This is a genomic window from Streptomyces sp. NBC_01571 (assembly GCF_026339875.1).
In the GTDB taxonomy this organism is placed as follows: domain Bacteria; phylum Actinomycetota; class Actinomycetes; order Streptomycetales; family Streptomycetaceae; genus Streptomyces.
This window is the reverse complement of the sequence record NZ_JAPEPZ010000001.1, coordinates 2,108,760-2,135,644: the sequence shown is the minus strand read 5'-3', so window position 1 is coordinate 2,135,644 and position 26,885 is coordinate 2,108,760. Positions and strand designations below refer to the sequence as shown.

Genomic DNA, 26,885 nt, shown 5'->3' with positions numbered 1-26,885 from the left:
TGCATCCACGCGGGGCGAGGTTGCACGGGAAGGGCACGGTGATGCGGGAGGGACAGCCCGGGCTGGACTGGGAGCCCGCCGGCTTAGCCGAAGTCGTCGCCTTGTTCTCGAAGACGCCCTGCCCTTGGTGGGTTGCGGGCGGCTACGCCGTGGAACTCGCTGTGGGCCGGCCGTTTCGGGAGCACGACGACATCGACGTCCTGCTGCTGCGCCAAGACCAGCTCGCGGTTCAAGAGGTCCTCACCGAGTGGGAGTGGTGGGCTGCGGACCCGCCGGGCTCTTTGCGCCGGTGGCTGTCCGGAGAGCTGCTGCCGGTCGGCGTGCACGACGTGTGGTGCCGGCCCGGTCCGGGTGCGCCGTGGCGGATTCAGGTGATGCTCGACGAGGCCGAAGGCGAGACCTGGGTGTCCCGCCGCGACGGCCGGGTCCGGCGGCCTGTGGAGCGGCTCGGGGCAACAGCCGCTGACGGTACGCCGTTCCTGGCGCCGGAGGTCCAACTGTTCTACAAGGCGAAGGCTCCTCGGCCGAAGGACGCGCAGGATTTCGCCGAGGTACTGCCTCACCTCGGCCGGGAGGCGCGGGCGTGGCTGGCCGAGGCGCTTTCTGTCGTGTACGGGCCGCACCCGTGGGTCGAGATCCTGCAGAACGGGGAGGGAAGTTGATGCCGCAGAAGACCGCCCCGTCCGGCTACTCCTACGCCGCGCACTACGCGGACGTGCACCTGATCGTCCGCCGGGGGGACGAGATCCTCATGAGTCGCCGCGTGGAGACACAGCGCGTCTTCCCGGGCATGTTCCAGGTGCCCGCCGGGCTCTTGGAGGAGGGGGAGCCCGCCGCCGTGGCGGCCGCCCGCGAGTTCGCCGAGGAGACCGGCGCCGCCGTCGACCCGGCCGACGTCCGGTTCGTGCACCTGATGCACCACGTATCGACGCACGCCGGTGACCAGCGGATCGCATTCTTCTTCGAGACAGAGCGGTGGCACGGCGAGATCGGCAACCCCGAGCCAGACAAGTGTGAGGGCTGGGATTGGCACAAGACAGCGGCGCTGCCCGAGCCAATGCCGCCGTACCTCGCGGTCGCGCTGCGGCACATCGCCACCGGTATCCCCTACAGCGAGTACGCCTGGCCCGCGACGTAGAACCGGCAACCACTTTCGATGGCAGCAGAAGTCTGCACGATCCGGCCACCATCACCGCTACGGGCCATGCCAGCTGCGCCGCGGTGCCAGGATGATCAGCCAGCCAGCCAGGCTGTGACACGGGGTGGGAGTCGAGACGGCTCGCTGCCTCCTCCTGGGTCCAGCTCAAGGCTTCGCGGATACGCCGGAGTTCAGCATCCAGGCGTCGACGCCGAGGTGTCGGCTCGATCGGCAACCTCCTTCCTGCCAGATCGACTTGGGGGTGAAGAAGCTCTCCAACGTCGGGCTCCTGATGTGGTGAAGCTGCCGGCCTCGACGGTAGCGGCAGGCTGGGTGTGCGCCAGAAGATTCTTGAAGTCTCTGCGGTCTGCGGGTGGTTCAGAGTGTGCGGGCGTGCTGGAAGACGGTGTCGAGCCGTTCACGCAGCCCGGGGTCGGGAATCAACTTCACGGCGCGGGTGAAGTCGTCCTGGGCGGCGGCCAGTTGGGGCCGCTGTTGGCGTTCGTGGTCGGCGAGGACGGCGGTTGTGGCCATGGTGGCGCCGGGCCGGGCCCGGGCGGCGTAGATCATCGTGAGGGGGAAGGCGAAGCAGGCGTGGAGGAACCCGTACGCGGGCCGCTGGGTGCCGCGCCACGGGGAGAAGTACGTCTCGTCGTCGGGGATCGTGATGTGGAGCGCGGCGAGGGCGTCGTTGAGCCAGTTGTGGGCGGCTTCGTGGACGAGGTCGCGGCCCAGCACGGCAGCGTCACCGGTGTGGTCGGTGAAGACGGTCGCCGGCAGGCGGGTGATGGCGAAGCTGCGCAGGGTCTGGTCGGGACGGCGGCGGCCGGTCAGGCAGATCACGGCGGCGTGCGCTGCGACGAGAGCGTCGAGGCCGGTGGCGGCGATGTGGCCGAAGGCATCGTCGGCCAGCACGGCCAGGGACTCGGCGGCGCCGGTCGTGTCGGGGCCGAGGAGGTAGTACGGGGTGTCGGAGTGCGGGCCGCGGATCATCTCGTCCTCATTCGGGGCGATCACGATGCGAGGGCCGAGGCGGGAGGAGTGGGCCAGGCGGGCCAGGGCGGGCCCGGCGGCGTTGCGGTACCAGTCGAGTGTGGTGGTGTCGCGGCGGCGGGCGGCGTTCTCGGCGCCTTGGAGCCGGTGGTGTGCCAGGGCGTAGGTCAGGGGCAGTGCCTCGTCGTCCGGCGGCGGGACGGAACCGGGGTGGAGCAGGGTTAGCGCGGCGGCGGTGCGTTCGCGGCGGTGGGTGGTGATGGCGTCCAGGTCGAGGGCGGCGGCGATGTCGTTCATGTAGGGAGGCTCCTTGGCAGCGGGCCCCGGTGCCGGGCCGTGGGGCGCCGGCACCGGGGCTGTGACGTGGGGCAGGCCGGATGGCCCAGCCCGATCAGTTGGTGCTGTCCGCCTCCGGGGTGGTCGGCGCCGATTCTGCGCCGGTGGCCGGGGCGCTCCAGGCGTCAGCGGAGACGCTGGAGGTGTGGGCGGTCAGGCGCACGGTGCCACCGTCGTCGCGCAGCTGGTCCACCGCGGCGAGGAACTCGCCGCACGCATCGGTCGTCATCTCTTCCTCCGTGGGTTGCAGGGTCTGGTTCGGGTGCCGACCGCGAGGGGTGGGCTGCGGATGGGCGGGGACATGGCCGGTCAGGCTTCGCTGATCAGCCAGCTGATGAACTTGCGTTCGCGCCCCGCGTGGACGGGCTTGGTGCCGTGGGTGACCTGGGATCCGTACAACAGCGCGGTGCCGGGGGCGGGGTGCACGCTCCAGCGGGTGCGCGGCATGGTGCGGAACCAGTCGGCGGAGTGGTCGGCTCCGTCGTGGGTGAACGCCATGGCCGGGTCGTAGCCGTCGCCGCCGTGCTGGTCGCTCCACAGGGCGGGGTGGGAGGCGGTTTCGACGAAGAAATCCCCGCCGTCTTCAGCATGTTCGAGGACGACGCTGATCCCGGCGAGCTGGCGGACGGGGTCGGCGGGGTGGGGGGCGATGCCGTCGACGTGCGGGGTGATGTGCTGTCCGGGGGCGTACTCGACGTACATCCATTCGCGGCAGGAGGTCAGGGCGGGCAGGGCTCGCCGCAGTGCGGGCATCGCCCGCTCGACGGCGTGGGCGAGGACCTTCGCCGCGGTCTCGGGCGGCGGGTGGATTTCGAGGCGGCCGGCGGGTTCGTAGACGGCCATGGCCTGCTCGCTGGTGTGGCCGGGGATGGAGTGCAGGGTGGTGGTGCGCCCGGTATCGAAGCGGCGGAGGCCGTCATCGCCGAGGGCGTCATCCACGGCGCTGATCAGGGTGGTGATCTCTTCGGGGGTGAGGAAGTCCTCGATGCTGGAGACGGTGAGTGTCTCCGCTATGTGGATCATCGTGCCTCCCGGGTAGGGCGGGGCGGGCGGAGGGCGCAGGCGCATCCGGTGACCGCCGGGGTGTGACGGGCAACGTGCGTGAGCGTGCGCACGGCCTGGTCGAGGCCGGTGAAGTAGTCGGCCCATGTGCTGCCGGGGGCCGGGGTGAGGGTGAACTTGAGGACGGGATGGCGGCGGCCGGTGCGGGCACTGGTCAGGTCGGTGCGTGCGACATGTGCCGTGATGGCGGGAGGCAGATAGCCGTCAGCGGCGGCGAGCGTGTGGCACAGTCGGGCGACGAGTGCGGCGTACTCGGTGCGGGTGCGCGGCAGCAGGCCGACGCGGAACGCGGCCGGGGCCAGGCCCGTGCCGGTGTGGGCGTGTCCCTGGCAGGAGTCGTAGGTGACGGTCTTCCAACTGCGGGTGATCGTGTCGACCAGCGGCCACACCCGCTCCTCGATGCCCTCACGCCACTGGGGGTGGTGCGGATCGAGGTCGTCGGCCACCTGCTCGCCGGGCAGGCCGACGGCGTTGATGTTGCCGTCGTCGCTCGCCCGGAGCCGGGCCGGGGAACGGGGAGCTGCCGGATCGTCCCAGCGGGCAAGGAAGGCGTCCACGTCGTCCATGACGTTCGGGGCGAGGGGCCGCCAGTGGGCGCGGAGGCAGTGAGCGTCGGCCGGGTGGTCCGGGGCGGCGAGCAGGTGAGCCATTCCGTCGATGAGGCGTGCGCGGTGGTCGCAGTACGCGTCATCGCTGCCGGTCGCTTGGACCATGCGCCAGCGGGTCGCGGTGCACCCGCCGCCGCAGACCGCCCGGTACGGGCAGGAGAGGCACTTTGTCATCAGCTCCTGTCCGGCGGTGAGCAGCGGGTTGGCGTGCTGGGCGGCGGTGACGTCTCTCTCGCTGCGGGCGGCGGCGAGCGGCAGAAGGTGGGCCTGGGGCCAGGGAAGTTCGTCGCACGAGCCGAAACGGCCGTCGGGGTAAGCGGTGAAGACGTGGGAGCACTTGTGCGCGGCGAAGTGGCAGTGGGCGGTGTCCAGGCCCTTGAGCCGGCGGATCGTGGCGACGGCCGGGTCGAGTTTGATCCGCCGGAAGTGGCCAGCGCCGATCCAGCGAGCGGCGGCCTCCAGGACGAACTCGGCGTACTGGACGGGAGTGATCGCCCAGGACGCGCCCTCGGCACCGACCGCACGGGCCTGGAGGAGACGGCTGGGGCTGGTACGGCGTCCGGCCGCCGTGAGCGGCTCGGTGACGGTGGTGTCGAAGGCGGGCAGGAGGTGCACGGCGCGTACTGCGTCGAAGGTGGCGATGTGGTCGATGACCTCTGCGGCGCGGCTCAGGACGGTGGGGGTGACTACGGTGACGATGCCGCAGGTGCGTCCGCGCTCGGCCAGCAGATTCAGCGCGTTCACGATGTGCGGGTAGATCGCGGTGCCGTCGTAGCCGATCCGCCAGGAGTTGCCCTGTTCGTCGCCGTCCATGGAGATGCCGATGTGCAGGCCCGGGTAGTGGGCGTCGAACAGGTCGAGCCACTCGCCGTCCAGCCGCACGCCGTTGGTCTGCAGGTGGACGCGGTGCACGGTGGGCTGGGCGGCGAGTTCGTCGAGGAGCGCGGCCATGGCGTCCTTGCCGACGGTCAGGGGTTCCCCGCCGTGCAGTTCGATCGCGAGAGGCCGCTCGCCGAAGATCTGGCCGACGCGGCGTATCTGCTTGACGGTGATCTGGGCGCCGCCGGGGGCGAGTTTGCGTTTCTCGAAGCAGTACAGGCAGTCGACGTCGCAGGTCTCGCCGCGCAGCTTGAGGACGACGGAGACCGCCGCGGCGTGGTCGGTGTCCTCCAGAGGCCGCCACACTTCGGCGCCGACGGTCGTCGTGGGGGTGGTGAGCGTGCTGGGCATCGGGACCTCCCCGGTCGAGGGTGGGCGGATGGGTTCAGCTGCGGGCGCGCCGTGCGGCGGACTTCTGCCAGGCGCGTATCCGGCCGGCGGTGAGGGGGACGCGGGCATCGCCGCGGCGCAGGAACCAGCCGTCGCTGTATCGCTGCGGCAGCCAGCCGAAGCCGCCGAGCCCTGCCTCGTCGACCGGCTCCGGCTCGGCATCGGTGGGCCAGAGCGCAAGCAGGGCGTCGGCGAGGCGGGCCTGGACGGAGGCGAAGAAGGGACTGTGCGCGGCGGCGCTCAGCCACCGCGGCTCGGGCAACGCGGGCACGGGCCTGAACGGTTCAGCGTCGTCTCTGCTCAGCAGGCTCGGCAGCCATTTCTCACCGAGCAGCGGAGCGCCGGCCGCGACGGTCTCGGCCTGGGCAACGACGCGGGCGAGCTGGTCCCACACCAGGTCAGCGTGGGGGTACAGGCCGCTGTGGGCCAGACCGAGAAGGTCCTCGGCCAGGCTCGCCGCCACCTCGCATCGGTCCGCGAGCGCCCACCGTTGATAGGTCGCCCGCTGCTCGGGCACCAGGATCGCCGCACGGTCCGGTGCCGTGGAGAGCGGCCGGGCCGTGCGCAGGAGGGTGAGGTCGCTGAGCCGGGCTCGGACGGTGCGGAACGTCTCGATGCCGTCGCGGGTCACGGTGAACGCGTCGAGCAGCGTGCGCCAGTCGTCCACGGTGCTCTCGCTCACCGCCCGGACGTCGACGCGGATGCCGTGGATGAGGCGGGAGCCCGGCCCGGGGACGGCCTTCTGGGTGATCAGGAGCAGATCCACGTCACTGTGCTGGTGGGCCAGACCTTCGGCGAACGCGCCCACCAGCCACACGTCGGCACTCGCGTACTCGTCTGCCAGCACTGCGGCGGCATGCTCGGCGACCTTCAGTCGCGTATCCAGCCACGGGGCGGCGGTCATCGGACTGTCCTGTCTGCACCGGCAAGGACATCGGCGGCAGTCATGGCGACCCAGCGGTCGAGGAGGGCACGGACGTCGCTGCGCTGGGCGCCGATGTGCGGGGTGGCGATCAGGTTCAGCGGTCCGGGCAGGGCATCAGCCGGCCACAGCGGCAGATCCGATTCCTCAACGGGATCCAGGGCAAGACCGCCGAACTGACCGTCGGCAAGCGCGCGCAGACAGGCATCGATGTCGAGCGTGCCGAGGCGGCCGACGCAGATCAGCAGCGGATGCCGGCGCCGCGCCGCGGCGAGGAACCCGGTCCCGAACCGGCCTCGGTTCTCGTCGGTGAGCGGGAGCGCCACGACGTGGGCGTCTGCCCAGGCGGGCAGTTCACTGCCGGGGCGCGAGGGCAGGCTGTCCGGCAGGCTCGGCCGGGCGGCGAAGGCGATTTCGGCGACATATGGGGCGAGGACGTGCGCGCAGGCCCGGCCGACCGGCCCGGCGCCTCAGATCGCCAGCCGCATCCGGGACACGGGCGGGGCGAGGCAGTGCTGCTTCGCGTGCCGCCCCTGGAGCAGGGCGGCGTGCCCGTACGGGATCCGGCGAGCGAGCGCGAGCAGTGCGGCCAGGGCCCATTCGGCGACCGCGCCGGCGGCCGGCTCCGGGTTGCGGTGCACGCTGATTCCCCGCGCGGCCAGGGCGTCGATGTCGATGCCGTCCAGTCCGGAGCCGGCCCGGATCACGTGCCGCAGCGCCGGCCACTGGCTCAGGCGGTCGGTGCCCAGCCGGTGCCCCGACCGCAGCACCAGCACTTCGGCCCGGGCGGCAAGGTTCGGATCCACGGTGGCGAGCGCGGTGATCTCCCGGATCGCGCAGCCGGGGAGGCGCTGCCGCAACAGCGCGGTGTCGGCCGCGCCCCGCACGCTTACGAGCAGAGGCGCCTCGCGCACCGCGCTCACTGCTGCGTCCCGACGGCGGGCGCGGTGTAGCGGCCGAAGGCCAGGTCGCCGGCGCCGGTGATGACCTGAAGCGGTGAAGCGGAGCGGAAGTAGTCCTCGCAGGCTGCCTTCACGCCGGGCAACCCGTTCCATGCCTTCGGGTTCGCCTCCAGGTCGGCGTAGTCGTCGACGATCAGCGTGCCGCCGGGGGCCATGCGCGGGACACACGCGGTGAGGCAGGTGTGGATGGATTCGTAGTAGTCGCCGTCCAGGTAGGCGAAGGCGATCTGCTCCGGGAGCTGGTCGGGGAGGGTGTCGATGAACCATCCGGGGTGGATCGCCGGCGGGGTGCGGCCCCAGCGGGCGTGGAGCGCGAGCACCTGTTCCGGCTCGGCGCGCAGGTACCCGGTCTCGAACAGGTCCGGGTCCTTCGCCCCGGGTTCGGGCAGGCCCTTGAAGGAGTCGTAGACGTGGACGCTCCGCTGGTGCTGTCCGGTGGCGTCGAGGACGGCGCGCATCCACAGCGCCATGGCGCCCTGGTAGCAGCCGAGTTCGATCACGGCGCCGGGCACGTTATGGGCTGCGAGCTGTTCGAGTTCGGTGCGGATGGCGGGCAGGCGGTCGGCATCCACGGTGTCGCCGTGGTGTTCGAGGAGCCAGTCGTGCAGTTCCGCGAGGCTCAGCTCGGTGGTGGGAGGGAGGTGCATGGTCACCACCGGTCCACGAGGACGTCGCGGTCGGCCGGGTCCCCGGCGAGCGCGTCGAGCAGCTGCTGGTTGACCCGCGGCAGCAGGTACTTGCCGCCGAACTCCTGAAGGGGCACCCACTCAAAGCCGACCTGGATCGGGTCGGGCGGATCGGACTTGCGCGGGGTGGTGTCCTCGTCGAGGAGCTCGGCGAGGAAGTTGTGCTGGGTCTTGTGGACGGTGCCGAACTCGTCGTTGTACTGCTCGGGGACGTACTCGACGACGAACAACAGCCGCGAGGTGCGCACCCGCAGGCCGGTCTCCTCCTTGACCTTGCGCACGACTGCGTCGCGCAGCGGCTCACCCACCTTCGCCTTGCCGCCGGGCAGGTTGTAGTGGAAGCCGGAGTGGTCGTCGTACGACATGAGCAGGATGCGGTCCTGGTGGACGATCGCGGCCTTGACCGACACGCTGATGCGGGGCAGGGGCGTCATGGCGCGGGTGTTCCTTCCCTCGTCGAGCCCACCGCGGTTGACTGCCCGGCGGGTGCTGGTGTGCGGGGATGGAGCAGAGCGGAACCTTGTGGAGCAGCGGAGCCCGGCGCCTTTTACAGGCAGGCGCGGGCGGTCGGGTCGGCGATCTGGAGGAGGTCGGCGACGTCGGACAGTGGCGTTCCGCCGGCGGTGAAGGAGCCGGTGGTCTGGAAGGAGGCTGCGGCGCGCCGCATGGCGGCGAGCGCGGCGCGCGAGAGTTGGTTGGCGTAGATGGCCAGGGCGAATCCGGCAAGGCCGAGCTCGTCCGGGGCCAGGTGCGGAAACGCGGTGGGCACGGTCACCAGCGGCACCTTGCCCGTCCATGCGGCGGCCGTGGCTAGGGCTTGCTGCCCAGTGGGGTCCTTGGAGTGGATGAGCACGGCGTCCGCACCGCAAGCCGCGTACGCTGCGGCCCGCTCCACTGCCTCCGTCACGCTCGCGCCGCAGATCAGGGCCTCGGTCCGCGCGATCAGGGCTACCCGGGTGCCGGCGACGTCGCGCATCGCGGAGAGCTGTTCGGTCACCGTCTCGATGCGAGCGAGCGCCTGACTGCGGTGCAGGGCGAAGGAGTTGACCTTGGGGTAGGCGCTGTCCTCCAGGCAGAGGGCGGCGGCGCCGGCGCGGGTGAGGTCACCGGCGAACCGGCGAGCCGTGGCCGGGGTGCCGCCGGCATTGTCGATGTCCACGATCACCGGCAGCGCCGCCGTACGCGTGAGGGCGAGGACGGTGTCGGCCAGGTCGCGCGGTCCCAGCACGTTCTCGTCCGGCAGGCCCAAGGCCGTGGAGACCTCCAGGCCGGACACCCACAGGGCGTCGAAGCCGGTCTCCACGGCGACCTTGGCGGCCACCGCGCTCGCGGCGCCGATCGCCCGCAGCGGGCGGCGGGCGCCCGCCGCGGCGGTGAGCCGCGTGACGAGCGGGGCTATGTCAGGCTCGGTGGCAGCGGTCACGACGCGGCTCCTTCACGGTCGGGCAGCAGGCCGTGCTGGGCCAGGGCCTCCCAGGCGGTGTGCAGGACGGTGGCGCGGTCCTGCGCGGCATTGATCCGGACGACCCTTCCCAGGGCGGGGAACGCGCCAGGCGTGTCGGCCACCGCCTGGTATACCTCCCGGACCTTGGCCTGAACGTCCATCACATCCCAGTCGGGGCGAGTGGCGTCCCCCGAGCGGTCGGCAGCCCGTTCCATCGCGGTCTCAGGTGTGATGTCCAGGACGAGCGTGAGGTCGGGCACCAGGTGGAGCTGCTCGGTGAGATGGGCGTACGTCTCGTTCGGGGCGCGGTCGTGTTTGACCGCGAAGAAGGCCAGCTCGGACAGCAGCCACCGGTCCGCGATGACCGGGCGGGCCAGCAGGCTGGGGGCGATCAGCCGGTCGGCGGTGGCCTGCTTGTCCGCCGCGAGTGCCGCCAGGTAGCGGTCCCGGTTCTCAGGCGTGGGCTGGTACTTGCCCTCCACCAGGTCCAGCGCGACTGCCGGGTTGAGGAAGTTGGTGGTCAGCACGGCGAGCGGCGTGACGCGGAACAGTCCCTCGAAGAGGCGGAACAGGCCCTTGCGGAGGGTCGTCTTGCCGGTGCCGTCCAGGCCCTCGACGACAATGAAGGGGTAGCGGTCCATCGGGTTACTCCACCTGCCCTGCGCCGGTGCCCCCGGCGTACTTCGTGAACCGGCCACGCCACGGGATCGACGTCGAAACCAGATCGACCAGCCGCAGCTCGCCCAGCTCGTCCAGCAGCCCGGGAAGCCGGCTCTCGACGACGATGCTCTCGGTGACCGCGCGGCAGTAGGCCATGCGTACGGCCTCGTCCGCCGAAGCGGTCCGCAGCTGCTCGGAGAGGATCCGCTGGGCGGTGCCGAGCGCCACGATGCTCGTCGCGCTCTGCAGCGTCTCCAGAGTGATCGCGGTGACGACAGGCTGGAGGGAGGTGTGGTGGACGCCGAGGTGACGGATGACAGCGAACGCGCCCGTCCACCAGGCCGACGCAGTGCACACGGCGGCCACCGCAGCGCGGACGACCGGATCGGTGACGCCCCCGAGCAGGGTGTCGGCGACCTGGTCGGCGCTCGCGGCCAAGGGGTTCGTCCCGGCGTCGGTCGTTCCGTACTCGGCCGGCATGCGCAGCCAGTGCTGAAGGCCCGCCCGGTCGATCACGGCCTCGGCCGACGGTTCGGTGAGCGGGGCGGGGCACGCGGTCAGCGCGCTCGGCGGGGCCTGCGCGAACAAGGCGATGCTGCTGGGCGGTGCGAGGAGTTGCTCACGCAGCTGCGGCAGGTGCAGGGCCAGGCGCTGGACCTGTAGTCCGTCGGCGAGCGTCTCCCAGGACGCGCACAGGTTCGGGCCTGGTGGCGAGAGGGTCACACGGGCTCCTTTCTCGGGCATGAGGACTCGACTTTCGACGTTTTCGCGGGTCGCTCTGGCGAGTGTGGCTGTTGGCGTTTGGGTCCTGCGGTCTTGGCGGCGGTCGTAGGGTGAGGCTGTGGATGAGCGGCTTGTAGAGCAGGTACGGCAACTGGACCAGCAGGGTCGGTCGGTGAAGGCGATTGCCAGGACGTTGGGGGTGGGCGTCAGGGATGTTGGCGGGGTGCTCAACGGTGCCGTGCAGGTCTCGGCGTCGGTGCGTGACGAGCCGCGTTGCTGGGTGAACGCCGGCTGGAGCCGCAGCGTGGATCTTGAGGGCGCGCCGCAGTGGGCGGCCTTGGACCCTGGGGCTTCTGACGCCGAGGAGGTGCGTGGCCTTGTCGCCGTGCTCGTCGCCGCGGACAGTACGCGCTCCGCGAAGGCGCAGGTCGCCGGGTTCCTGCTGGATGTGTGGTGTCTGGGGGTGAAGAACGCGCTTGCCCCGGAGCCGATGGGCGAGAGGCAACTGAGCGGGCACCGGGCGGTTTACTTCGGCGCCTTCGAGGGGCATGTGCCGGTTCCTGCCGAGCTTGCCCGCGCCCTGGTGTTCGGTGCCGCCGCCTACGCTCGCGGCCTCGGGTTCGATCCCGAGGCGGACTTCGAGGCCGCCGCCGCTGTCCTCGGTGAGCCCGCCGGTCCCTGCCCGATCCGCTTCGGCCGCGATGGCAAGCCCTTCTACGTCAACGGCCCCTATGACGATCCCGAGGCGGTGGCGCGGACGTTGCGGCGCGCCGTAGGTGACGACGGCTTCCACTGTGCCATTGCCTTCCCCGAGCAGCCGCGGCGTCGGTTGTCCTGGTCGCGCCGGTAGGCCGGACCCCGGGGCGGGGGAGCCCGGTGGCTATCACCTTGACGGGTGAGGCACCGGGTGTCCGGGCCCGTGGTGGGCGGGGCCGCGGCAGCATCGGTGGTGTGGCGACCGCGCCCGGGGAGGGATACCTGCGATGCCGACTGTGCCCGCTTCGCTGTTCGCCGTACTGGAGTTGGTACGGGGCAACTTCACCGCGCCGACGTTTCGAACCTTCACGGCGCTGGTCACGGGTCTGATCGCGCAGACCGGGCGGTGCACGGTGACCGGGATGCTCACCGGTGTCGGGTTGACGCGCGCATGGTCCCACGACCGCGCCCACACCTTCTTCTCCCGCGCCCCGTGGAACCCGGACATCCTGGGCATCTCCCTGTCCCACCTGGTCGTGCGCCAACTCCTGCCCGCAGGTGCGGTGTTGACGGTGGCGGTGGACGACACGCTGTTCAAGCGGCGCGGGAAGAAGGTCTTCGGTGCGGCCTGGCAGCACAACGGCGCGGCCACCGGACCCCGGGGTGTCGGGCGCGGGACCTGCTTCGTCGTCATCGGCCTGGTCGTCGACCTGCCCTTCCTGGCCCGGCCGGTGTGCCTTCCTGTCATGGCCCGGCTGTGGCGACCCGGGCAGGAAGGCAGCAAAGTCGACATCGCCGCGTCCATGATCCGCCTGCTGGCCGCCTGCCACCACGGCCGGCGCGTTCATGTCGTCGCGGACGCCGCCTACCACGGCAAAGCCTTACGCGATCTGCCCGCGACCTGCACCTTCACCACCCGACTGCCCGCACCCTCGGTCCTGTTCGCCCAGGCCCCGCCCAGGACCGGCAAACGCGGGCGCCCCGCGCTCAAGGGCGCGCGACTGGGCACGCCCGCCCAGCTCGCGGCCACCGCCGACTTCGCTCCCGTACAGGTCACGCGCTACCAACGTACCGAGCAGGTGCATCTGGCCGAGGTCACCTGCCTGTGGTACGGCTCCTTCCACACCCGCACCGTGCGCGTGATCCTGCTCCGCGACGACACCACCGACACCGGCTACGACCTGGCCCTGGTCACCACCGACCTGACCAGCAGCCCGGCCGAGCTGATCACCCGTTACGCGCGGCGCTGGTCGATCGAGGTCACCTTCGCCGAGGCCCGCGGCCTGCTCGGAGCCGGCCAGGCCCACAACCGCACCCGGGCCGCGGTGGAACGCACCGTGCCCTTCGCCCTGTACTGCTACACGATCACGGTCGTCTGGTACGCACTGCACGGCCACCAGCCCGGCGACGTGGCCGAGCACCGCGAGCGCGCCCCCTGGTACACCACCAAGACCGACCCGTCACTGTCCGACATGGTCGCCAAGCTCCGACGGGTGATCATCGCCGCCCGATTTATGCCCACCCGCCCAGGTCAGCCCACCGAGCAGGAAATCCGCACCGTCCAGCAGGCATGGGCCGCGGCCAGCACCGACGCCGCCGCGTGACTCCCCGAGCCTGTCAGAACGTCGAAAGTCGAGTGAGGACGCCCCTTCTGGATTCGTCAGGACCGGACGCGACACAGCGCCCGCGATCACGGCGCACGGCCGCGTGCAGCCCGGCAGCTAGAGGCCGAAACCGGGCAAACGACTCTGATTGTAGATCTCGCGGGAGGGTGCCACCAAAGCACGAGAGGGCTCGAACTTCCGTACGCAATAAGGAAGTTGACTCGATCCGAGCCATCGCGTCGGCGGCCGTCATGGGCCTTCCTCCCGGTCGGCGGCATGGCCGATGCGGAACCAGACCTGCTTCCCGTACAGCAGGGGCTGGCTCTGCAGCTCGTCGGCCAGGCAGGACAGCAGGAACAGGCCCCGGCCACCCTCGGCATCCCCGTCGGGGTCCTTCACGGTCGGCAGCGCGTCCTCGAAGTCAGTGACGCCGACCAGGATGCCGTCCGGCGTCTCGCGCACCAGCAGCTCGCAGTCGCCCGGCGTGTGCTTCAGGACATTCGTCAGCAGCTCGGTGACGCCGAACTCGGTGACGAACTCCAGCTCGCTCTTGCGCCACATCCGCAGGAGGACCCGCACGATCTCCCGGACACCCTCCATGCTCTCGGGACCGATCGCGGGCAGCACCATGTGGTGCTGCCGAACTGGGCTGACCGCCATCACAGGCACTGACCCTCCAGGTGGCACGTGCGTCCACGGCGGAGATGGCGCGGTGTAACCGAGGCGCCACCGTCCGCTGGGCGAGCTTCGATAATGACGGCCAACTGCCCTTTCGACAAGCAGTCCTTGAGGAAAGTCATTCCTCTCGGGGACTTGGCATATTCACGAACTGGCCCAGCCGCTAGTCTGGCGTAGATATGGACGAGGAGGTGAGGGATGCCGGTCGAGCCGACACCTCGGCGCCGACGCCTGGGTGCTGAACTCAGGCGCATCCGCGAAGCCTTGGGCTGGACGCAGGAGGAGGCGGCGAGCCATCTGGGCTACCGGTCCTTCTCCACGGTCAGCAAGATCGAGAAGGGGGTGCAGGGCCTCAAGATCCAGCAGCTGCCGCACTTTTTCGAGGTATACAAGATCATCGACCCCGAACTGCGCGAGGAACTGCGCGGCCTGGTCCGCCGGGCCGGGGAAGCCGACTGGTGGCAGCGCTACCAGGGTGTCGTCGACGACCCGCTCGGCGACTACCTCTCCCTGGTGGAAACCGCCAGCAACCTGTTCGTCTTCAACCCGGCGGCCATCCACGGGCTGCTTCAGACCCCGGAGTACGCCCGGGCCGTGACCGAGGGCAGCCGGGCTTGGAAGACGCCGGAGGACATCGACGGCTTCGTGTCCATGCGCCAGGAGCACCAGACGAACATGCTGGAGCGTGACCCGGCGCTGAAGATCTGGGCCGTGCTTCCCGAAGGGCTCCTGCGTCAGGAAGTCGGCGGCCGGCCCGTCATGCGCGCCCAGGTAGAGCATCTGATCGACCTCGCCCGCACGGCTCCCAGCATCACCATCCAGGTCCTGCCGCACCGGGCCGGCGCGCACGCCGGGATGGACGGGCCGTTCATGCTCATGTCCTTCCCGACCGGGCGGGACTTGGTGTGCATCGAGTCCATGCGCGCCTCGCTCCACCTCAACGAGCCGGAAACGGTCGAGGTGTACCGCACCACCAGTGACCTGCTCAAATCCGACGCTCTCTCCCCGAAAGCGTCGCTGCCACTTCTCACCACCATCGCCAAGGATCTTGCATGAACAAGAACGAACTCGCCCCGGCCTGGGTCGAGTCCCAGCTGCGTGACGCCCAGTGGCAGACCAGCAGCTTCAGCAGCGGCGGGACCAACTGCGTCCAGGTCGCCTTCCTCGACGACGGCATCGTGGCCCTCCGCGATTCGAAGAACCCCGACAAACCCGCACATCTGTTCACGGATTCCGAGTACGACATGTTCGTCAGTGGCATCATGCACGGCGAACTCCGCCGCCGCTGATCTTCACCCGCAGCAGGCGCTCACCACACCAGTACGGCCTGATGAAGGGGGAATCGGCACGGTGCAGGACGAGGGGCAGGGACTGCGAGCGATCCTCGGTGAGGAACAGATCGCGCTCCTCAGCAGAGTGAACCAGCCGGCGGGGATGGCCGAGGAGGCATTCCTGGAAACGGTGATGGCTGAAGCCAAGGGGCGGGCGGACCCGTTCACCGCGCTCACCCTGCGCTGTGCGGCCGGCGCCCATACGTCAAGGTCGGAGTGTTCTCGCGTCTGCTCCCCGAGCAGCGCATCCACGCCCCACCCGCCCCCGATAGACGCATCTACGCCGTGGGCGTCGAGCCGCTCCACAAGCGCGACTACGTCCTTGGCTGACATTGAATACTGGCTCACCGCATCCAGGGCTTGATCAAGTTCCGTAGGTGTCTGGTTCGGTTGTGATGCCCAGGATGTGAAGTGCTCGTTCGGGTTCGTTTCGAATCGCTCGGGTGGTTTTGGCGATGTTGTCGGATCCGAGGGTCTTCAGGACACCGATGGCGAGGTTGCGGAGGGTTGCCATGGCGCGGGGTGCGGTGCCGGTGTGGACGGTGGAGGCGTCTTCGGCGAAGGTGACGTCCCTGATGTGGTGTGAGGAGTTCTCGATCCCCCAGTGCCCGCGGATCGCGGTGGCAAGGCCGGCGGGGCCGGTCTGGTGGGCGTCGAGGCTGGTGACGGCGTAGAGGCTCTCCCGGGTCTCGCGCTGGCCGGTTTGCTTGCGGCGGCGGTGGACACGGATGGCCAGGCGGCCGTGGGGGAAGGAGATCCCGCCGAGTTCGTCCGGGACGGCGCAGGTCTTGATCGAGCGGGACTCGCGCCTGCCGTGCCCGGTGGTGGAGGCGGTGTGCTGGACGGGAATATCGCGCCACGGCAGGTCCGCGAGCTGGCTGTGGGCGGTCGGCTGGTTGGTCTTGATCACGGCGATGTAGTGGGCCTTCTTCGTCTCGACCAGCCAGGAGACGTTCGCCTTGACCGAGTGCAGCGCGTCGAAGGTGACGACGGTGCCGGCCAGGTCCAGCGGTGCCAGGAGCGGTTGGAAATGTGTGGTTTCGTTCGTCTTCGCGCCCACTTCCACCTGCGCGAGGGTGACGACCGGGGCGTGGGTGACCGCGGAGAGCAGATGCCGGCGCTTCGCGGTCAGACGGGCTGATCCCTTGAGTGTCTTGCCGTCGACAGCGATCACACACGGCCGCCCGGACGCCGAGGGCGATGGCCTGTGGGCCGGCTCGGTGGCGACGCGGTGCCGGTCGGCGAGGTAGGCGCCCACCGCCCGGTCCAGGGCGTCACCGTCAACGGTCCCCAGCACCCGGCCGATCGTGGCCGGTGACGGAGTGCGTCGCCAGCCGAGCAGGTGACGCCGGATCCCGATCACTACCAGGAGTGCGTTCGAGGCGCGCTGGCCCCACTCGGCGAGTTCCTCGATGCTCCTCGCTCCCGACACGGCCGCACAGGCGCACACCAGCAAGATCGCGGTCAGTGAGTACCAACGGCCCCGCCGCGAGCGCGGATCGGGCACCGCATCGAGGTAGGAACGCAGATCGGCGACCTGACCGGCGTCCAGCGGACCCAGCCTCATCAGCACGGCAGGGACCGGAGAAGATATGGCAGCAGGCACGGGCCACCTCGTGATCATCGGGCGTAGGAACCACAATGATCACGAAACCCGTGCCTGCCCTGCTATCCACCCCAACCGACGACAGCCCGGCCAACCCTCACCACCCCGGAACTTGCAGCCGCCCTGCACCGCATCAGGGTAGAGGCCAGCCCGACCCCATATCCGGCGATCACTACGGCTTCACCAGACCGGATCCCGGGGAGAGGCGCCAAGACCGCCTATCCCTCGTCGAGCCCGGCGGCTTCCACTGCTGGTTATCGCCTTGTCGTACTTCCTGTACTGGCACGGTCGTGACCTCACCCAATTCCCCTGGGTGCACCGCGGCTCTGCGAACCGAACTGGAGCGAACATGACCACCAACGACACCGCCATCACGGCCGCCCCGGTTCCCGCACCGGCACGTGGCCCCGGCGTCCAGGTCGTTGCCGCGCTGCTGCGGCGAGGCAACCACATCGTCCTTGTCCAGGAACAGCGTGACGGCAAGGAGATGTGGTCCGTCCCCGGCGGCGGCGTCGAGCGCGGCGAACTCCTCACCGAGGCTCTGGTCCGCGAGGTCAAGGAAGAGACCGGCCTGAACCTGAGGGCGGTGGGTCCGCTGGCCTACCTGGTCAACACCACGACCGACAGGTACCCCTCCACCGTGGTGTTGACCTTCGACTGCACCGAGTGGGACGGCGAGATCGCGGTGCACGACCCGGACGGCAAAGTGACCGGCGCGGTCCTGCTGCCGCTGACCGAGGCCAAGGCCGTCCTTGCCTCTTCTACCGCGACCCGACCCGAGATCGAACCGCTGCTGGACTACCTCGACAGCCTCAGCGCCGGCCGCGTGTGGTCCTACCGGGACGACCTGCCCATCGAATGACCGCGCCCGGGACACCGGGAGCCGGGAGAGGACTTATGACACTCACCCATGCAGTCAGGGACCGGGGCGTTCCGGGAAACGGAAGGTCCGTTGTCGGACCCGCTCCGTACCCTTGGCGCTCAGCCCCCTGGGCTACGGCCCGTGCCGGGCCTTGGATCACGGGAAGCGGGACCCCATAGTGACATCGATCTACCTCTCCTCCGACAACCCCCGGTGGATGCCGAAGACCGAGGCCGACCTCCAGGCCGCCGTCGACGGCGGCCTGTTCGAGGAAAGCCACCACCTGGACCTGAAGAAGGCCCCGAACAGCAAGGGCGACAACAAGGAACTGGCACGCGACCTGTCCTCGTTCGCAGTCCATGGCGGCACCCTGATCATCGGCGTCCAGGAGAACAAGGAGAGCCGCACCTTCGAGCTCGCCCCCCAGCCGCTGAACGGACTGCCGGAGAAGATCGAGCAGGTGGCCCGGAGCATCCCCGACCCGCCGCTGACCATCCTCACCGAGGAGATCAGCGCGGCGGCCGACGACGGGACCGGCTACCTCATCGTGCACATCCCGGCCAGCCCCGTCGCACCGCACATGGTCGACAACCGCTACTTCGGCCGCGGCGACAAGACCAAGTACCAGATGGGCGACGCCGAAGTCGTCGCACTCCACGCACGGCGACGCAACACCGAGGCCGACACCCTCACCCTGCTGCGCAAGGAGATGGACGAGGACCCGCTGCGCGACGTCGGATCCCAGTCCCACCTCTTCCTGGTCGCCCAGCCGACCGCCGGACGACGGGACATGTGCCTGCCCATCACCGGCGCCCTGGACTGGAACCAGCGCCTGCGCACGCTGATCCAGCGTGCCCTGGAAGCCCCTCGCACCCGGGCAGCGCTTTCCGGGATGGGATTCAGCCCTGATCTGTCTTCCGCCCACCAGGGGCACCGGCGTGCGAGGGGAGTGGCTCTCAGCTCCTCGGGGCTCGGAGCCGGCCGCGTCTACACCCCGGAAGGCCGTTCCTCCGACGAGTCCGTCATCGAGCTTCAGCTCTTCGAGGATGGAGGGCTGCGGCTGCTCATGACCCGTCTTTCCGAGGGCATTTCCAGGCCGTACGAGTCGCCAAGTGATGCGGAGCAGGTCATCTTCGACGCTGCCGCCGTCGTCTTCACCCGACACATGCTGGAGCTGATCCGCCTGATCTCCGATGACGTGGGCTACCACGGGAACTGGGCGGTAGCCATCGGAGCCAACCGGCTCCGCGGCCGACGCCGATGGAGTCAGCCGTCCATCTTCGCCAGTAACCACAGGTACAGCGCCGACACGTACGAGGAGAGCACTGGCGTGACCCTGGCCGAGCTGCGCGACGCACCGGGCACGGTGACGCGAAGGCTCCTCGGCCCCCTGCTCCGCTCGCTGGACTCCGAAGAGTCGTTTGTCAAGGCCCTGACCGACGAAGAGTGAGTCTCGCTCCACGAGACGACACGGGCCCCGGAGGATCAGCCATGACATCTCCGGGCCCGGCTCGAGGGCGCACCATCCAACGACGCCGCGACCCCACCACCACACGGTGGCCCCAGCCGTCCTCGCCCTGACTGATAGGGCCTGGCCCTTCACCCCCTCGTCCTCGGGGATCTGGACGAGTTCATCGAACGGTGGGCCGCCTGGCTTGCCCAGGCGGCGAACGGCCGACTGGCCCACCCCAGCCACATGCCCGAACGCAACCCCCAGGGTTCCTGGAGGCCATGACCAAGGGGGCTGTGCCACAGTCGGCACTGCCCCTCGCAGCCCGGTGACACCAGCCGGACACACCACGGGCCCAGGCAAGTGAAGACATCCCTGAGGCCCGGCAAGTGGAGTCGTGCTGTTCAACGGCACCGCGCCGCAGCGTCACACACGCAAGGCCCGCGGCCATTCGCCGTGCCCAAGTAGCCCTGTATTCACCATGGATGAGCGCGGGGGGGGACTGGGCATTCGAAGGCTGAAATGCCTCCATGTACGCGGACTCGGCCCAGCTCATAAGCATTGTCTTCCCAACGTGCGCTCACCACCGGGTCCATGACCTTAAGTGGATGGGTGGGTGGTGCTGCCGAGTGTGAGCTGCCTGGCCACGTTACAAAGGAGCTCGCCAAGGCCTGGCACTGGTGAAGAAGATCACCGAGCAGTTGAAGCTCTCCGAGCAGCAGGCGCTGGAGCCGAAATCTGATGACGTGTACCAGGAGGTCCTCGACTCCATCGAGGCGCGCCTGCGGCGTCGGCTCGCGGATTCGGAGAGTCCCGCGTACCGGTCGCTGGCGGAGCGGATCGAGAGGCTCCGTACCAAGGCGATCGAGAACGTCGAGGACTCGCTGGCGTTCCTCGAGCCGCCATCAGCGGATCTTGAACGGGGAACGTCCCTCGCGGGAGTGTCCGGAACGGGCTGCCGCCTGTTGTGCTGACCGACACCACCGAGAGGAGCACGATCATGCGAGTCGGTTACTACCGGCCGACCCCCGTCGGTGCTTGGCCGTTCGAGGCGATGGAGGTCCGCGTCAAGGAGTTCCCCGACGAGGCCGAGCACTGGAGCAGGGGACGCGCGAGGCAGGCCGGGCTCGCCTGCGCCGCCTGCGGCAAGGTCGACTTCCGCCGCGACCGCAACGAGGACAAGCCCGAGACGCTCCCCTTCGAGGTCCCCGGCCCGGACGGCGAACTCCGCCTCGAATGCGGAGGTTGCCGGCCCGAGTTCGTTGACCCGAGCGCCGTACCTGCGCAGCGCGCTGCCGAGCCCTCCGAGGTGGACGTCATCACGCGGGTGCAGCGTGCGATTCCTGAGCTGGATCACTGCACGTACTACGCGCTCGACTACCGGGGCGAGACGCTGTGTGTCGCGGTCGACTTCGGGCTGAGGGGCGTGTGGGCGTTCCGCGATGGCGAGCTGTGCGGCGTCGATGAGCAGGCTGATCCGGAGCTCAAGGCCCTGCTGATCCGCAACGGCATCCGCGTCTAGCGAGGCTGCCCGGTACCGTGGGCGCAGGTCACGGGCGGAGGGGCGGCGGTGCAGCGACTGGGGCGGCGGCTGTGGAACAGCCGGATCATGTGGTGGCTTCGCGACGTCCTGCCCTGGTGTGAGGACCCGCTGGCGGTGACCGAGCGGCCGGCCGTGCCCCTGGAGGAGCTCTTCTGGCGCATGGATGCGGGCCCGAGCACCTGGCGCAACCCCGACTGCCGCCACCGCGGCACCCTGGCCGTGTATCAGCCGCTGCCGATGCCTGTCGCCGTGCGGGCGCCGCTGCACGCCATCCGGCTCGCCCACTGCATGTTCTGCGAGGGCTGGGTCTACCGGCGAACCTGGATGCCGTGGCCCGGCGAGGAGAGCGGAGACTACCCGGACGTGCGGCCCGACCTCGCCCAGCACCTTCGCCGTCGCATCGTGAGCCGCCGTGCCGAGCAGCTCCTCAACGACCCCGATGTCCTGTCCTGGGAGCGGGCGCTGACCCGGCTCGCGGCCGAGGCTCCGCGCGTCTCCCGGGACTGGCAGCCCGCCCCGGAGGCCATGGCCCGCCTCGCCGGTCAGGCGAGCCGGGACTGGGATGCCGAGAATCTGTGGGGGCGGCCGTGACGGGCACGGGCATCGAGCCGTACGACCGCACCGTGGCCCCCTGGGCGGCCGATCCTCGTCCTGAAGCGCCTTCCCCCGTCACCCGGACTGGCGAGTGCTGGAGGAAGGCACGGAACGCATCCCCCAGCGTCGCCCCGTGCAGATCCGCCGCCCGGATCTCCGCGAGCAGGTCCTCCTCGAACAGCCACTCGCGGCGATAGCCCGCGAGGAACCGCAGGCTCTCCAGCTCCGCTTCGGGGGCTCGGTCCACACCTGGAAATCCCAGCCGCGCGACAGGACGACCTCGCGGGCCCAGCCGAGGGCGAAGTTCACCTTCGGCCGGGTGAGCAGATGCCGCGGCTTGACGTCCACGACCAGCGGAACGTCCTTCTCGCGCAGCACCAGGAAGTCGGGTATGTGTCGGCGTCGGCGACCATCAACGGTGGTGGACAACGGGAACGGCTGAGCGAAGACGGACGTCACCTCCTGGTCGAAGTCGGCGTAGAGCAGCCGTGTCAGCTCAAGCCGGGACTCGTAGACGACGTGGCCAGCAACGCCGACCTCCCGTCACGAACGGCTTCATGACCATGCACCGTAGCGTCTCGGCCCCGAACGCGCGTTGGTAGTAGCCGAGTTGGGTACGGTCCGACCGGCAGTCCGGGTCGGTCAGGGCGGAGGCGAATCATGAAGAGTGCGCACGTCGGGCTCGCGGCGTTCGAGACCAGAGCGGGCGAGGCTGCCCGGACGCTGCTGCACAACCAGGGGTACGACGGCGGGTGGGGCCTCACCCTGACCTCGGTCTCGTCCATCGTCAACACCAGCGAGGTCCTGCCGATTCTGCGGGCCGCCGGTATCGCCGGACAGCCTGTTCGACAGGGGCTCGACTTCCTCACCGGCGCCATCCCGGAGCACTCGCGGCCCCGGCCCAAAGGCGGCCGTGGTGAGCACACCCGGTTCATCGCCTTCGGCCTGGCCGGACTGCTGTCCCACCCCCGCTTCTTCCACCACAACGGCGTCGCGGAGACCGCGGCCTGGTGCGTCGGCTGGCTGGAGGACCACCAGGTCGACCACGGCTGGCCCGAAGTCCTCGGACTCGACGACACCTCGCTGCACCAGACCGCCTTGGTGGTGCACCGGCTCGCCGAGCTCCGAGATACCCTCCATGATTTCGGCCCCGGGCTCCTCTTACCTGGCGGGGTGGAGACCAGCAGCCTGTTGGAGCGCGTCGAGCCGCTGATCGGCCACGGAGTGCATGGTCTGCTCTACCACCGGCGCCCCAGCGGGGCATGGGGGTGGCGTACCTATATCGACACCGAGCCGAGCCCGAGCAAGACCGCGCTGTGCCTGCTCGCGCTGTCGGCCGTCTGCTCGGGCACCGGGCCCGGCGGCGAGCCTGCCTTTCGGGACGGCCCGCGGGAGGCGGGTGGGGTGCACGGCCCGGTGCAGCGGAAGCGGCTGTCCGAAGTGGTCGTCGAGGCCGGACAGTGGCTGCTGCACAACCACCACCGGTGGGAGGAGTTCGTCGAGGACGACAAGGATGTGCAGGGCACGGCCTGGGAGCACATGGCGTACGCGCTGTGCACCCAGGCTGCCATCCGGGCCGGTGCGAGCCCGCGTGATCCCCGCCTCGCCAAGGCGTGGAAGCTGATGAACGGCCTGTGGGACCCGGAGGCCGGACTGTGGAACGAGCCGGGTGCCTCGGGTAAGCGCGCCACCATCCGGGCCGCGTACTACACGGTGTCGGCCTACGAGGAAGCGATGCAGCGTCTGGCCCGGTTGAACCTTGCCGACCCCGCCTCCGAGGACGCGAGCGAGGCGTCGGCCGAGATGGTCATCGTCCATGTCGCCCTCGGTCCTGGCCGGACCGTCCTCCTCGGGGCGTGCGACAGCGAAGGAAGGGTGGCGTGTGAGCTGTCGGAGCGCCTGTTCGACGTGGTGAAGGTCGTGTACGACGCTCCTGAGGCCGGAATGTCGACCGAGCGGATCGCGGCGAAGCTCTACGTCGCCCCGTCCTCGGTGCCCAAGTACGTTCAGCGCCTCAACCAGGCCGTCTCTGCGGCCTTCGGCGGCGCCCCGGCCCGGCTGCTGCTGGCCAGCACGGTGGACGGGTCCAGCGGGTACCGCCTCGCAGGGCGGTAGGCCGCCGCCTACGACGTGGCGCGCTCCCCGGCCGCCGGGTAGTTCAGCAGGGCGAACCGCGCCAGGGAACGGACCTGGTCGAAGGTCTTGAGGGTGTCGAGGTCCTCCAGGCCGAACCAGGCGGCCCCGTGCACCTCTTCGAGCTGCGCCTCCACGGCCTGCTGGCGGGTGCCGGGCTGCCGCTGGACGTAGAAGAACTGGACCAGCGCCGGCGTCGGGAAGCCTTCGCGCTCGATGTCCACGTAGAAGGGCACGGGTTCAGGTGTGGCGTTGTGGTCGGCCGGGTGGATGGCCGGCTGGCTGGAGATTGCCTCCACCAGCAGCCCCGTCTCCTCCTTGAACTCGCGCACCGCCGTGCCCGCGAAGGACTCCCCGGGCTCGATATGACCGCCCGGCGGAACCCATTTGTCGAAGCGGTTGTGGTGCACGAGCAGCACTTTGCCACGCTCGACGAGGTAGCCCGAGCAGCAGTACACCAGACCGATGTCGCGGGCGGTCTGGCCGTCGTGGATCAGAATCGAGCGAGGCACCCCGCCACGATAGCCCACAGGCAACCACTCGAACTCCCGTGCAGGTGAAGCGACTTCAGCGCGGTGTCAGCGCCGCGCCGATGACATGTCATCGGCAATGACAGCGCGATGTCATCGCGTACACGTCACTGCGGGACGGATTGTGGTCGTATCCCCGGCCCGCGGCTCCCGCTCGCGGTCGGCGATGCCCCTGTCCGTCGAGGAGAGGACCCCGATGCGCTCTCGCCCGTCCCCGTGGCGTGCCCGGTACCAGCAGCGGTTTGCGGCCCCGCAGACCGTGGTGGTGCAGCCCACGACCTGGTGCAATCTGGACTGCCGGTACTGCTACCTGCCGTTTCGCAAGCTCAAGCACCAGATGCCCCTGGAGGTGGCCGAGGCCCTGGCGCAGGCGGTGGCCCAGTTCGACGACAGCGGCCATCCGATTGGCATCGTCTGGCACGGCGGGGAGCCGCTCGCCGTGGGCCAGCAGAAGTTCGCAGCCCTGCTCGCGCCGTTCGAGGCCCTGCGGCAGGCGGGCCGAGTCCACCACTATGTGCAGACCAACGCAACACTGATCACCGAGACGTGGTGCGACCTGCTGGCCGCGTACGACGTCCGCGTCGGGGTGAGCATCGACGGCCCGGCCGCCTTGAACGCCGAGCGCGTCGACCTGCGAGGCAAGCCCGCCTTCGACCGGATCCTGCGCGGAATCGCGCAGCTGCGCGAGCACAGCATCCCGTTCTCCGTCATCTCGGTGGTCGGCACCCTGGGCATCGCGATGCCGGAGGAGCTGCTGGAGTTCCTGACCTCTCTGGGCGGCCATTCGGTGGGATTCAACATCGAGGAGATCGAAGGGGTCAACGCCGACCGCCAGCCGCCCACCGCTGGCCAGGCCGAGGAGTTCTGGCGCCGCATCCTCACCTGGACCCGCCGGCATCCTGGCGCCCCGGCGCTCCGGGAAGTCGAACGCCTCGCCGAGTACCTCCAGCTGATCCGTTCCGGCCGGAGAGCTGAGTGGGACGGGCGCCGCCTCGACCCGATCCCCACCATTTCCTGGAAGGGCGACATGGTCCTGCTCTCCCCGGAACTCGCGGACACGGCGGCGCCCGAGTACGGCGACTTCGTGGCCGGCAACATCCTCGACCGCCCCCTGCCCGAGATCCTCCGTGATGCCCACCGGCTGCGCTACGTACGCGACTTTCTCACCGGCCTGGACCGCTGCCAGGCCGAATGCGAGTTCTTCGACTTCTGCCGCGGCGCCCAGGCCGCCAACCGCTACTTCGAGAACGGTGACCTCACGACCACCGAGACCAACTACTGCCAGGTCTCCCGGCAGGCCCTGGTCACGGCCCTGTCCACGCTCGCAACCAAGGAGGCTGTTGCATGAAGATCCTGGACCGACTCACCACATCCGACACCCCCGTCGTGATGGAGTTGATAGCCACGCACGACGTCCCGCCCCCGGTGATCGTTGAAGCAGCGTGGGACAACCGGCCCACGTGGGACAACTGGGCGAAGAACCCGGCCCCCTTCGACAACCGCCCGACCTGGGACAACTGGAACAAGAAGAAGTAGGCCGCGCCGCTGCTGGCACGCCTGGGGCGTGCCAGCAGCACCGGCGACCGAGCCACCGCGCTGAAAGGCTGTTGATGGACACCCGCACGATCCGCCGTACGAGCGTCACGCTCCCTGCCCTGAACGAGCCGGGCCTCTACCTCTCCAACGTCACCTCGCTGGAGGGCGGCCGTGGCCGGGTGGCGGAGTTCCACTACGCCGACGCCGACCTGCGGGACCTCGACCTGGCCGACACCCACCTGATGGACGGGCGGATCACCGGCCTCAAGGCCCAGCGCACCCGCCTGGAGAAGCTCCGCGTCGACTCCGTGGAGTTCACCGGATGCGACCTGTCCTCCCTGCAGTGGACCGACAGCAAGATCTCCCGAACCGTCTTCCGCGACTCCAAGCTCATGGGCGCCGCACTCGAAGACGTGACGCTCGACAACGTCCTGTTCGAGAACTGCAAGTTCGACTACAGCACCCTCACCCGCGTCCGGGCCACCGGCCCGGTGATCTTCGCCAAGTGCTCTCTACGCGAGACCACCTTCGCCGCCGCTGACCTCGGCGCCGCCCTGATCGATGACTGCGATCTACGGCTGACCGAGTTCGACGGCGGGAAGAACCGCGGCCTGGACCTCCGGGGTAACGACCTCTCCCAGCTCCGCGGCCTGGCCTCGCTCAAGCAGATCGTCATCGACCACGCCCAGACACTCCAGCTCGCCGAGGCCCTCGCCGCCGAGCTGGACGTCACCTTCGGTGAAGACCTCGACGACAAGTAGCCCCGCACCTGCCCCTGGGGAGGCACGGCCATGGGCCCACAGCTCGCATTCCACTCCTTCGACGACCTACGCGGCCGGTGCGACACCGCACCGGTCCGGCAGACCACCAGCGAGTCCGATTACGACGACGGCGCTATCGTCCCCGACGAGAACTGGAAATCGATCACCGCGGCCGACGCCGAGCAGCATCGTGCCGATGACTCGGTGCCGGACAGCATCCGGATCGAACTCGTACACCGACCGCTGCCGGACCTCGATTCCGACGACTTGGCCGGCCGCCTCGAAACCGCCGCCCGCCTCGACCCCCTCAACGGCCACTGGCCCACCACCCTCCTGGGCTGCGCCGCCAGCCCCGGCCACTGGACCACCACCACAGAGGACTCCACCACCGGTCGCCGGATCGGACTGCACGTCGACAACTTCGACCGACTGCCGTACGCCCGACGCCACCAGGGTCGCCGACGGCTCTGCCTCAATCTCGGCCCTGGCCCGCGCTACCTGCTCATCGGCGACCACGACATTCAGCAGATCTGCCGCACGCTCCACGCCGACCCGGACCGGCACCACCCCCACACCGAGGACATCCGCCGGTACGTCACCGCAGGACACCCGCTGCGCTGCCTGCGCATCCGCCTCGATCCGGGCGACGGCTACATCGCTCCGACCGAGTTCCTTGCTCACGACGGCTCGACCGCCGGTATCGACCAGCCCTCCGTCGCCGCCTTCTGGCTCGGCCAGCGACCGAACGCGTCATGACC

At 69.8% G+C, this 26,885-nt stretch carries 32 protein-coding genes and 1 pseudogene; 16 read left to right on the top strand and 17 right to left on the bottom strand.

Annotated elements, in window-relative coordinates:
* The first annotated feature begins 41 nt into the window (after positions 1–41).
* Positions 42–662, top strand: a complete 621-nt coding sequence (locus OHB41_RS09585; RefSeq protein WP_266697443.1) for a nucleotidyltransferase domain-containing protein — start codon at positions 42–44, stop codon at positions 660–662.
* Complete coding sequence (locus tag OHB41_RS09580) at positions 662–1,138, top strand: NUDIX domain-containing protein (RefSeq protein WP_266697442.1); 477 nt, start codon at positions 662–664, stop codon at positions 1,136–1,138. Before OHB41_RS09585 ends, OHB41_RS09580 begins: the two co-directional genes overlap by 1 nt.
* Positions 1,139–1,516: 378 nt before the next feature.
* On the opposite strand, the gene OHB41_RS09575 is transcribed toward OHB41_RS09580, so the two are convergent.
* The 12 genes and pseudogenes from OHB41_RS09575 to OHB41_RS09520 all read right to left on the bottom strand — a co-directional run bounded on the left by OHB41_RS09575 (position 1,517) and on the right by OHB41_RS09520 (position 10,803).
* Positions 1,517–2,428: an aKG-HExxH-type peptide beta-hydroxylase gene (locus OHB41_RS09575; RefSeq protein ID WP_266697441.1), complete on the bottom strand. Its 912-nt coding sequence runs from the start codon at positions 2,426–2,428 to the stop codon at positions 1,517–1,519.
* Positions 2,429–2,522: 94 nt separating this feature from the next.
* Positions 2,523–2,696 (bottom strand): hypothetical protein, encoded by a 174-nt coding sequence (locus tag OHB41_RS09570; RefSeq protein ID WP_266697440.1) that lies wholly within the window; start codon positions 2,694–2,696, stop codon positions 2,523–2,525.
* Positions 2,697–2,776: 80 nt separating this feature from the next.
* Positions 2,777–3,490, bottom strand: a complete 714-nt coding sequence (locus OHB41_RS09565) for a 2OG-Fe(II) oxygenase (protein WP_266697439.1) — start codon at positions 3,488–3,490, stop codon at positions 2,777–2,779.
* Positions 3,487–5,367 carry a radical SAM/SPASM domain-containing protein gene (locus OHB41_RS09560; RefSeq protein WP_266697438.1) on the bottom strand — a complete coding sequence of 627 codons (1,881 nt, stop codon included), beginning with the start codon at positions 5,365–5,367 and terminating at the stop codon, positions 3,487–3,489. The genes OHB41_RS09565 and OHB41_RS09560 overlap by 4 nt, the downstream gene beginning before the upstream one ends.
* Positions 5,368–5,401: 34 nt before the next feature.
* Positions 5,402–6,310, bottom strand: coding sequence for a nucleotidyltransferase domain-containing protein (locus tag OHB41_RS09555; protein WP_266697437.1), 909 nt, complete (start codon positions 6,308–6,310; stop codon positions 5,402–5,404).
* Positions 6,307–6,786: pseudogene (locus tag OHB41_RS09550) on the bottom strand (NAD(P)-dependent oxidoreductase); the annotation flags it as partial. The pseudogene OHB41_RS09550 and the gene OHB41_RS09555, both read right to left, overlap by 4 nt.
* Before the next feature lie 12 nt (positions 6,787–6,798).
* The gene (locus OHB41_RS09545; protein WP_266697436.1) at positions 6,799–7,242 is read right to left on the bottom strand and encodes a Rossmann-fold NAD(P)-binding domain-containing protein; all 444 of its coding nucleotides are present in this window, start codon (positions 7,240–7,242) and stop codon (positions 6,799–6,801) included.
* Positions 7,243–7,247: 5 nt separating this feature from the next.
* Positions 7,248–7,937, bottom strand: coding sequence for a TylF/MycF/NovP-related O-methyltransferase (locus tag OHB41_RS09540; RefSeq protein ID WP_266705757.1), 690 nt, complete (start codon positions 7,935–7,937; stop codon positions 7,248–7,250).
* Between the two features lie 2 nt (positions 7,938–7,939).
* The gene (locus OHB41_RS09535; RefSeq protein WP_266697435.1) at positions 7,940–8,410 is read right to left on the bottom strand and encodes an NUDIX domain-containing protein; all 471 of its coding nucleotides are present in this window, start codon (positions 8,408–8,410) and stop codon (positions 7,940–7,942) included.
* A 113-nt stretch (positions 8,411–8,523) separates the two neighbouring features.
* Entirely contained in the window at positions 8,524–9,399 is an 876-nt protein-coding gene (locus tag OHB41_RS09530; RefSeq protein ID WP_266697434.1) for an isocitrate lyase/phosphoenolpyruvate mutase family protein, read from the bottom strand.
* Positions 9,396–10,061, bottom strand: coding sequence for a dTMP kinase (locus OHB41_RS09525; protein WP_266697433.1), 666 nt, complete (start codon positions 10,059–10,061; stop codon positions 9,396–9,398). Before OHB41_RS09525 ends, OHB41_RS09530 begins: the two co-directional genes overlap by 4 nt.
* Before the next feature lie 4 nt (positions 10,062–10,065).
* Positions 10,066–10,803 carry a hypothetical protein gene (locus OHB41_RS09520; protein WP_266697432.1) on the bottom strand — a complete coding sequence of 246 codons (738 nt, stop codon included), beginning with the start codon at positions 10,801–10,803 and terminating at the stop codon, positions 10,066–10,068.
* Positions 10,804–10,921: 118 nt separating this feature from the next.
* Here OHB41_RS09520 and OHB41_RS09515 point away from each other — a divergent pair, with 118 nt between their 5' ends.
* Both OHB41_RS09515 and OHB41_RS09510 read left to right on the top strand, forming a co-directional pair.
* A complete protein-coding gene (locus OHB41_RS09515) occupies positions 10,922–11,653 on the top strand; it encodes a hypothetical protein (protein ID WP_266697431.1) in 732 nt (243 codons plus the stop codon).
* Between the two features lie 133 nt (positions 11,654–11,786).
* Entirely contained in the window at positions 11,787–13,103 is a 1,317-nt protein-coding gene (locus OHB41_RS09510; protein WP_266697430.1) for an IS701 family transposase, read from the top strand.
* A gap of 249 nt (positions 13,104–13,352) precedes the next feature.
* Here OHB41_RS09510 and OHB41_RS09505 read toward each other — a convergent pair whose 3' ends face one another.
* Entirely contained in the window at positions 13,353–13,763 is a 411-nt protein-coding gene (locus OHB41_RS09505) for an ATP-binding protein (RefSeq protein ID WP_266697429.1), read from the bottom strand.
* A 216-nt stretch (positions 13,764–13,979) separates the two neighbouring features.
* Here OHB41_RS09505 and OHB41_RS09500 point away from each other — a divergent pair, with 216 nt between their 5' ends.
* Together OHB41_RS09500 and OHB41_RS09495 are read left to right on the top strand one after the other, a co-directional pair.
* Complete coding sequence (locus tag OHB41_RS09500) at positions 13,980–14,837, top strand: helix-turn-helix domain-containing protein (RefSeq protein WP_266697428.1); 858 nt, start codon at positions 13,980–13,982, stop codon at positions 14,835–14,837.
* A complete protein-coding gene (locus OHB41_RS09495; RefSeq protein ID WP_266697427.1) occupies positions 14,834–15,070 on the top strand; it encodes a DUF397 domain-containing protein in 237 nt (78 codons plus the stop codon). Before OHB41_RS09500 ends, OHB41_RS09495 begins: the two co-directional genes overlap by 4 nt.
* A 3-nt stretch (positions 15,071–15,073) precedes the next feature.
* On the opposite strand, the gene OHB41_RS09490 is transcribed toward OHB41_RS09495, so the two are convergent.
* Positions 15,074–15,382, bottom strand: coding sequence for a nucleotidyltransferase domain-containing protein (locus OHB41_RS09490; RefSeq protein WP_526025038.1), 309 nt, complete (start codon positions 15,380–15,382; stop codon positions 15,074–15,076).
* A gap of 94 nt (positions 15,383–15,476) precedes the next feature.
* Positions 15,477–16,679: an ISAs1 family transposase gene (locus OHB41_RS09485; RefSeq protein WP_266705556.1), complete on the bottom strand. Its 1,203-nt coding sequence runs from the start codon at positions 16,677–16,679 to the stop codon at positions 15,477–15,479.
* Positions 16,680–17,067: 388 nt separating this feature from the next.
* On the opposite strand from OHB41_RS09485, the gene OHB41_RS09480 reads away from it, so the two are divergent.
* The 5 genes from OHB41_RS09480 (at position 17,068) to OHB41_RS09460 (ending at position 21,164) form a co-directional block, all read left to right on the top strand.
* Positions 17,068–17,580, top strand: a complete 513-nt coding sequence (locus OHB41_RS09480; protein WP_266697426.1) for an NUDIX domain-containing protein — start codon at positions 17,068–17,070, stop codon at positions 17,578–17,580.
* Positions 17,581–17,758: 178 nt separating this feature from the next.
* Positions 17,759–19,030, top strand: coding sequence for an AlbA family DNA-binding domain-containing protein (locus OHB41_RS09475; RefSeq protein ID WP_266697425.1), 1,272 nt, complete (start codon positions 17,759–17,761; stop codon positions 19,028–19,030).
* A 680-nt stretch (positions 19,031–19,710) separates the two neighbouring features.
* Entirely contained in the window at positions 19,711–20,004 is a 294-nt protein-coding gene (locus OHB41_RS09470; protein ID WP_266697424.1) for a hypothetical protein, read from the top strand.
* Between the two features lie 26 nt (positions 20,005–20,030).
* Complete coding sequence (locus OHB41_RS09465) at positions 20,031–20,552, top strand: hypothetical protein (RefSeq protein WP_266697423.1); 522 nt, start codon at positions 20,031–20,033, stop codon at positions 20,550–20,552.
* 48 nt (positions 20,553–20,600) lie between these two features.
* Positions 20,601–21,164, top strand: coding sequence for a hypothetical protein (locus OHB41_RS09460; RefSeq protein ID WP_266697422.1), 564 nt, complete (start codon positions 20,601–20,603; stop codon positions 21,162–21,164).
* Between the two features lie 78 nt (positions 21,165–21,242).
* Here the strand turns inward: OHB41_RS09460 and OHB41_RS09455 are convergent, their stop codons facing one another.
* Positions 21,243–21,626 (bottom strand): TnsA endonuclease N-terminal domain-containing protein, encoded by a 384-nt coding sequence (locus OHB41_RS09455; RefSeq protein ID WP_266697421.1) that lies wholly within the window; start codon positions 21,624–21,626, stop codon positions 21,243–21,245.
* Positions 21,627–21,827: 201 nt separating this feature from the next.
* Between OHB41_RS09455 and OHB41_RS09450 the strand changes: the two genes are divergently transcribed.
* Positions 21,828–23,282: a hypothetical protein gene (locus OHB41_RS09450; protein WP_266697420.1), complete on the top strand. Its 1,455-nt coding sequence runs from the start codon at positions 21,828–21,830 to the stop codon at positions 23,280–23,282.
* 8 nt (positions 23,283–23,290) lie between these two features.
* Here OHB41_RS09450 and OHB41_RS09445 read toward each other — a convergent pair whose 3' ends face one another.
* Positions 23,291–23,812 (bottom strand): NUDIX hydrolase, encoded by a 522-nt coding sequence (locus tag OHB41_RS09445; RefSeq protein WP_266697419.1) that lies wholly within the window; start codon positions 23,810–23,812, stop codon positions 23,291–23,293.
* A 214-nt stretch (positions 23,813–24,026) separates the two neighbouring features.
* On the opposite strand from OHB41_RS09445, the gene amcB reads away from it, so the two are divergent.
* The 4 genes from amcB (at position 24,027) to OHB41_RS09425 (ending at position 26,883) form a co-directional block, all read left to right on the top strand.
* Entirely contained in the window at positions 24,027–25,178 is a 1,152-nt protein-coding gene (amcB, locus tag OHB41_RS09440; RefSeq protein WP_266697418.1) for a cyclophane-forming radical SAM peptide maturase AmcB, read from the top strand.
* A complete protein-coding gene (gene amcA, locus OHB41_RS09435) occupies positions 25,175–25,366 on the top strand; it encodes a multiple cyclophane-containing RiPP AmcA (protein WP_030213706.1) in 192 nt (63 codons plus the stop codon). Before amcB ends, amcA begins: the two co-directional genes overlap by 4 nt.
* Before the next feature lie 74 nt (positions 25,367–25,440).
* The gene (locus OHB41_RS09430; RefSeq protein WP_103544525.1) at positions 25,441–26,127 is read left to right on the top strand and encodes a pentapeptide repeat-containing protein; all 687 of its coding nucleotides are present in this window, start codon (positions 25,441–25,443) and stop codon (positions 26,125–26,127) included.
* A gap of 30 nt (positions 26,128–26,157) precedes the next feature.
* The gene (locus OHB41_RS09425; protein WP_266697417.1) at positions 26,158–26,883 is read left to right on the top strand and encodes a hypothetical protein; all 726 of its coding nucleotides are present in this window, start codon (positions 26,158–26,160) and stop codon (positions 26,881–26,883) included.
* Positions 26,884–26,885 lie beyond the last annotated feature (2 nt).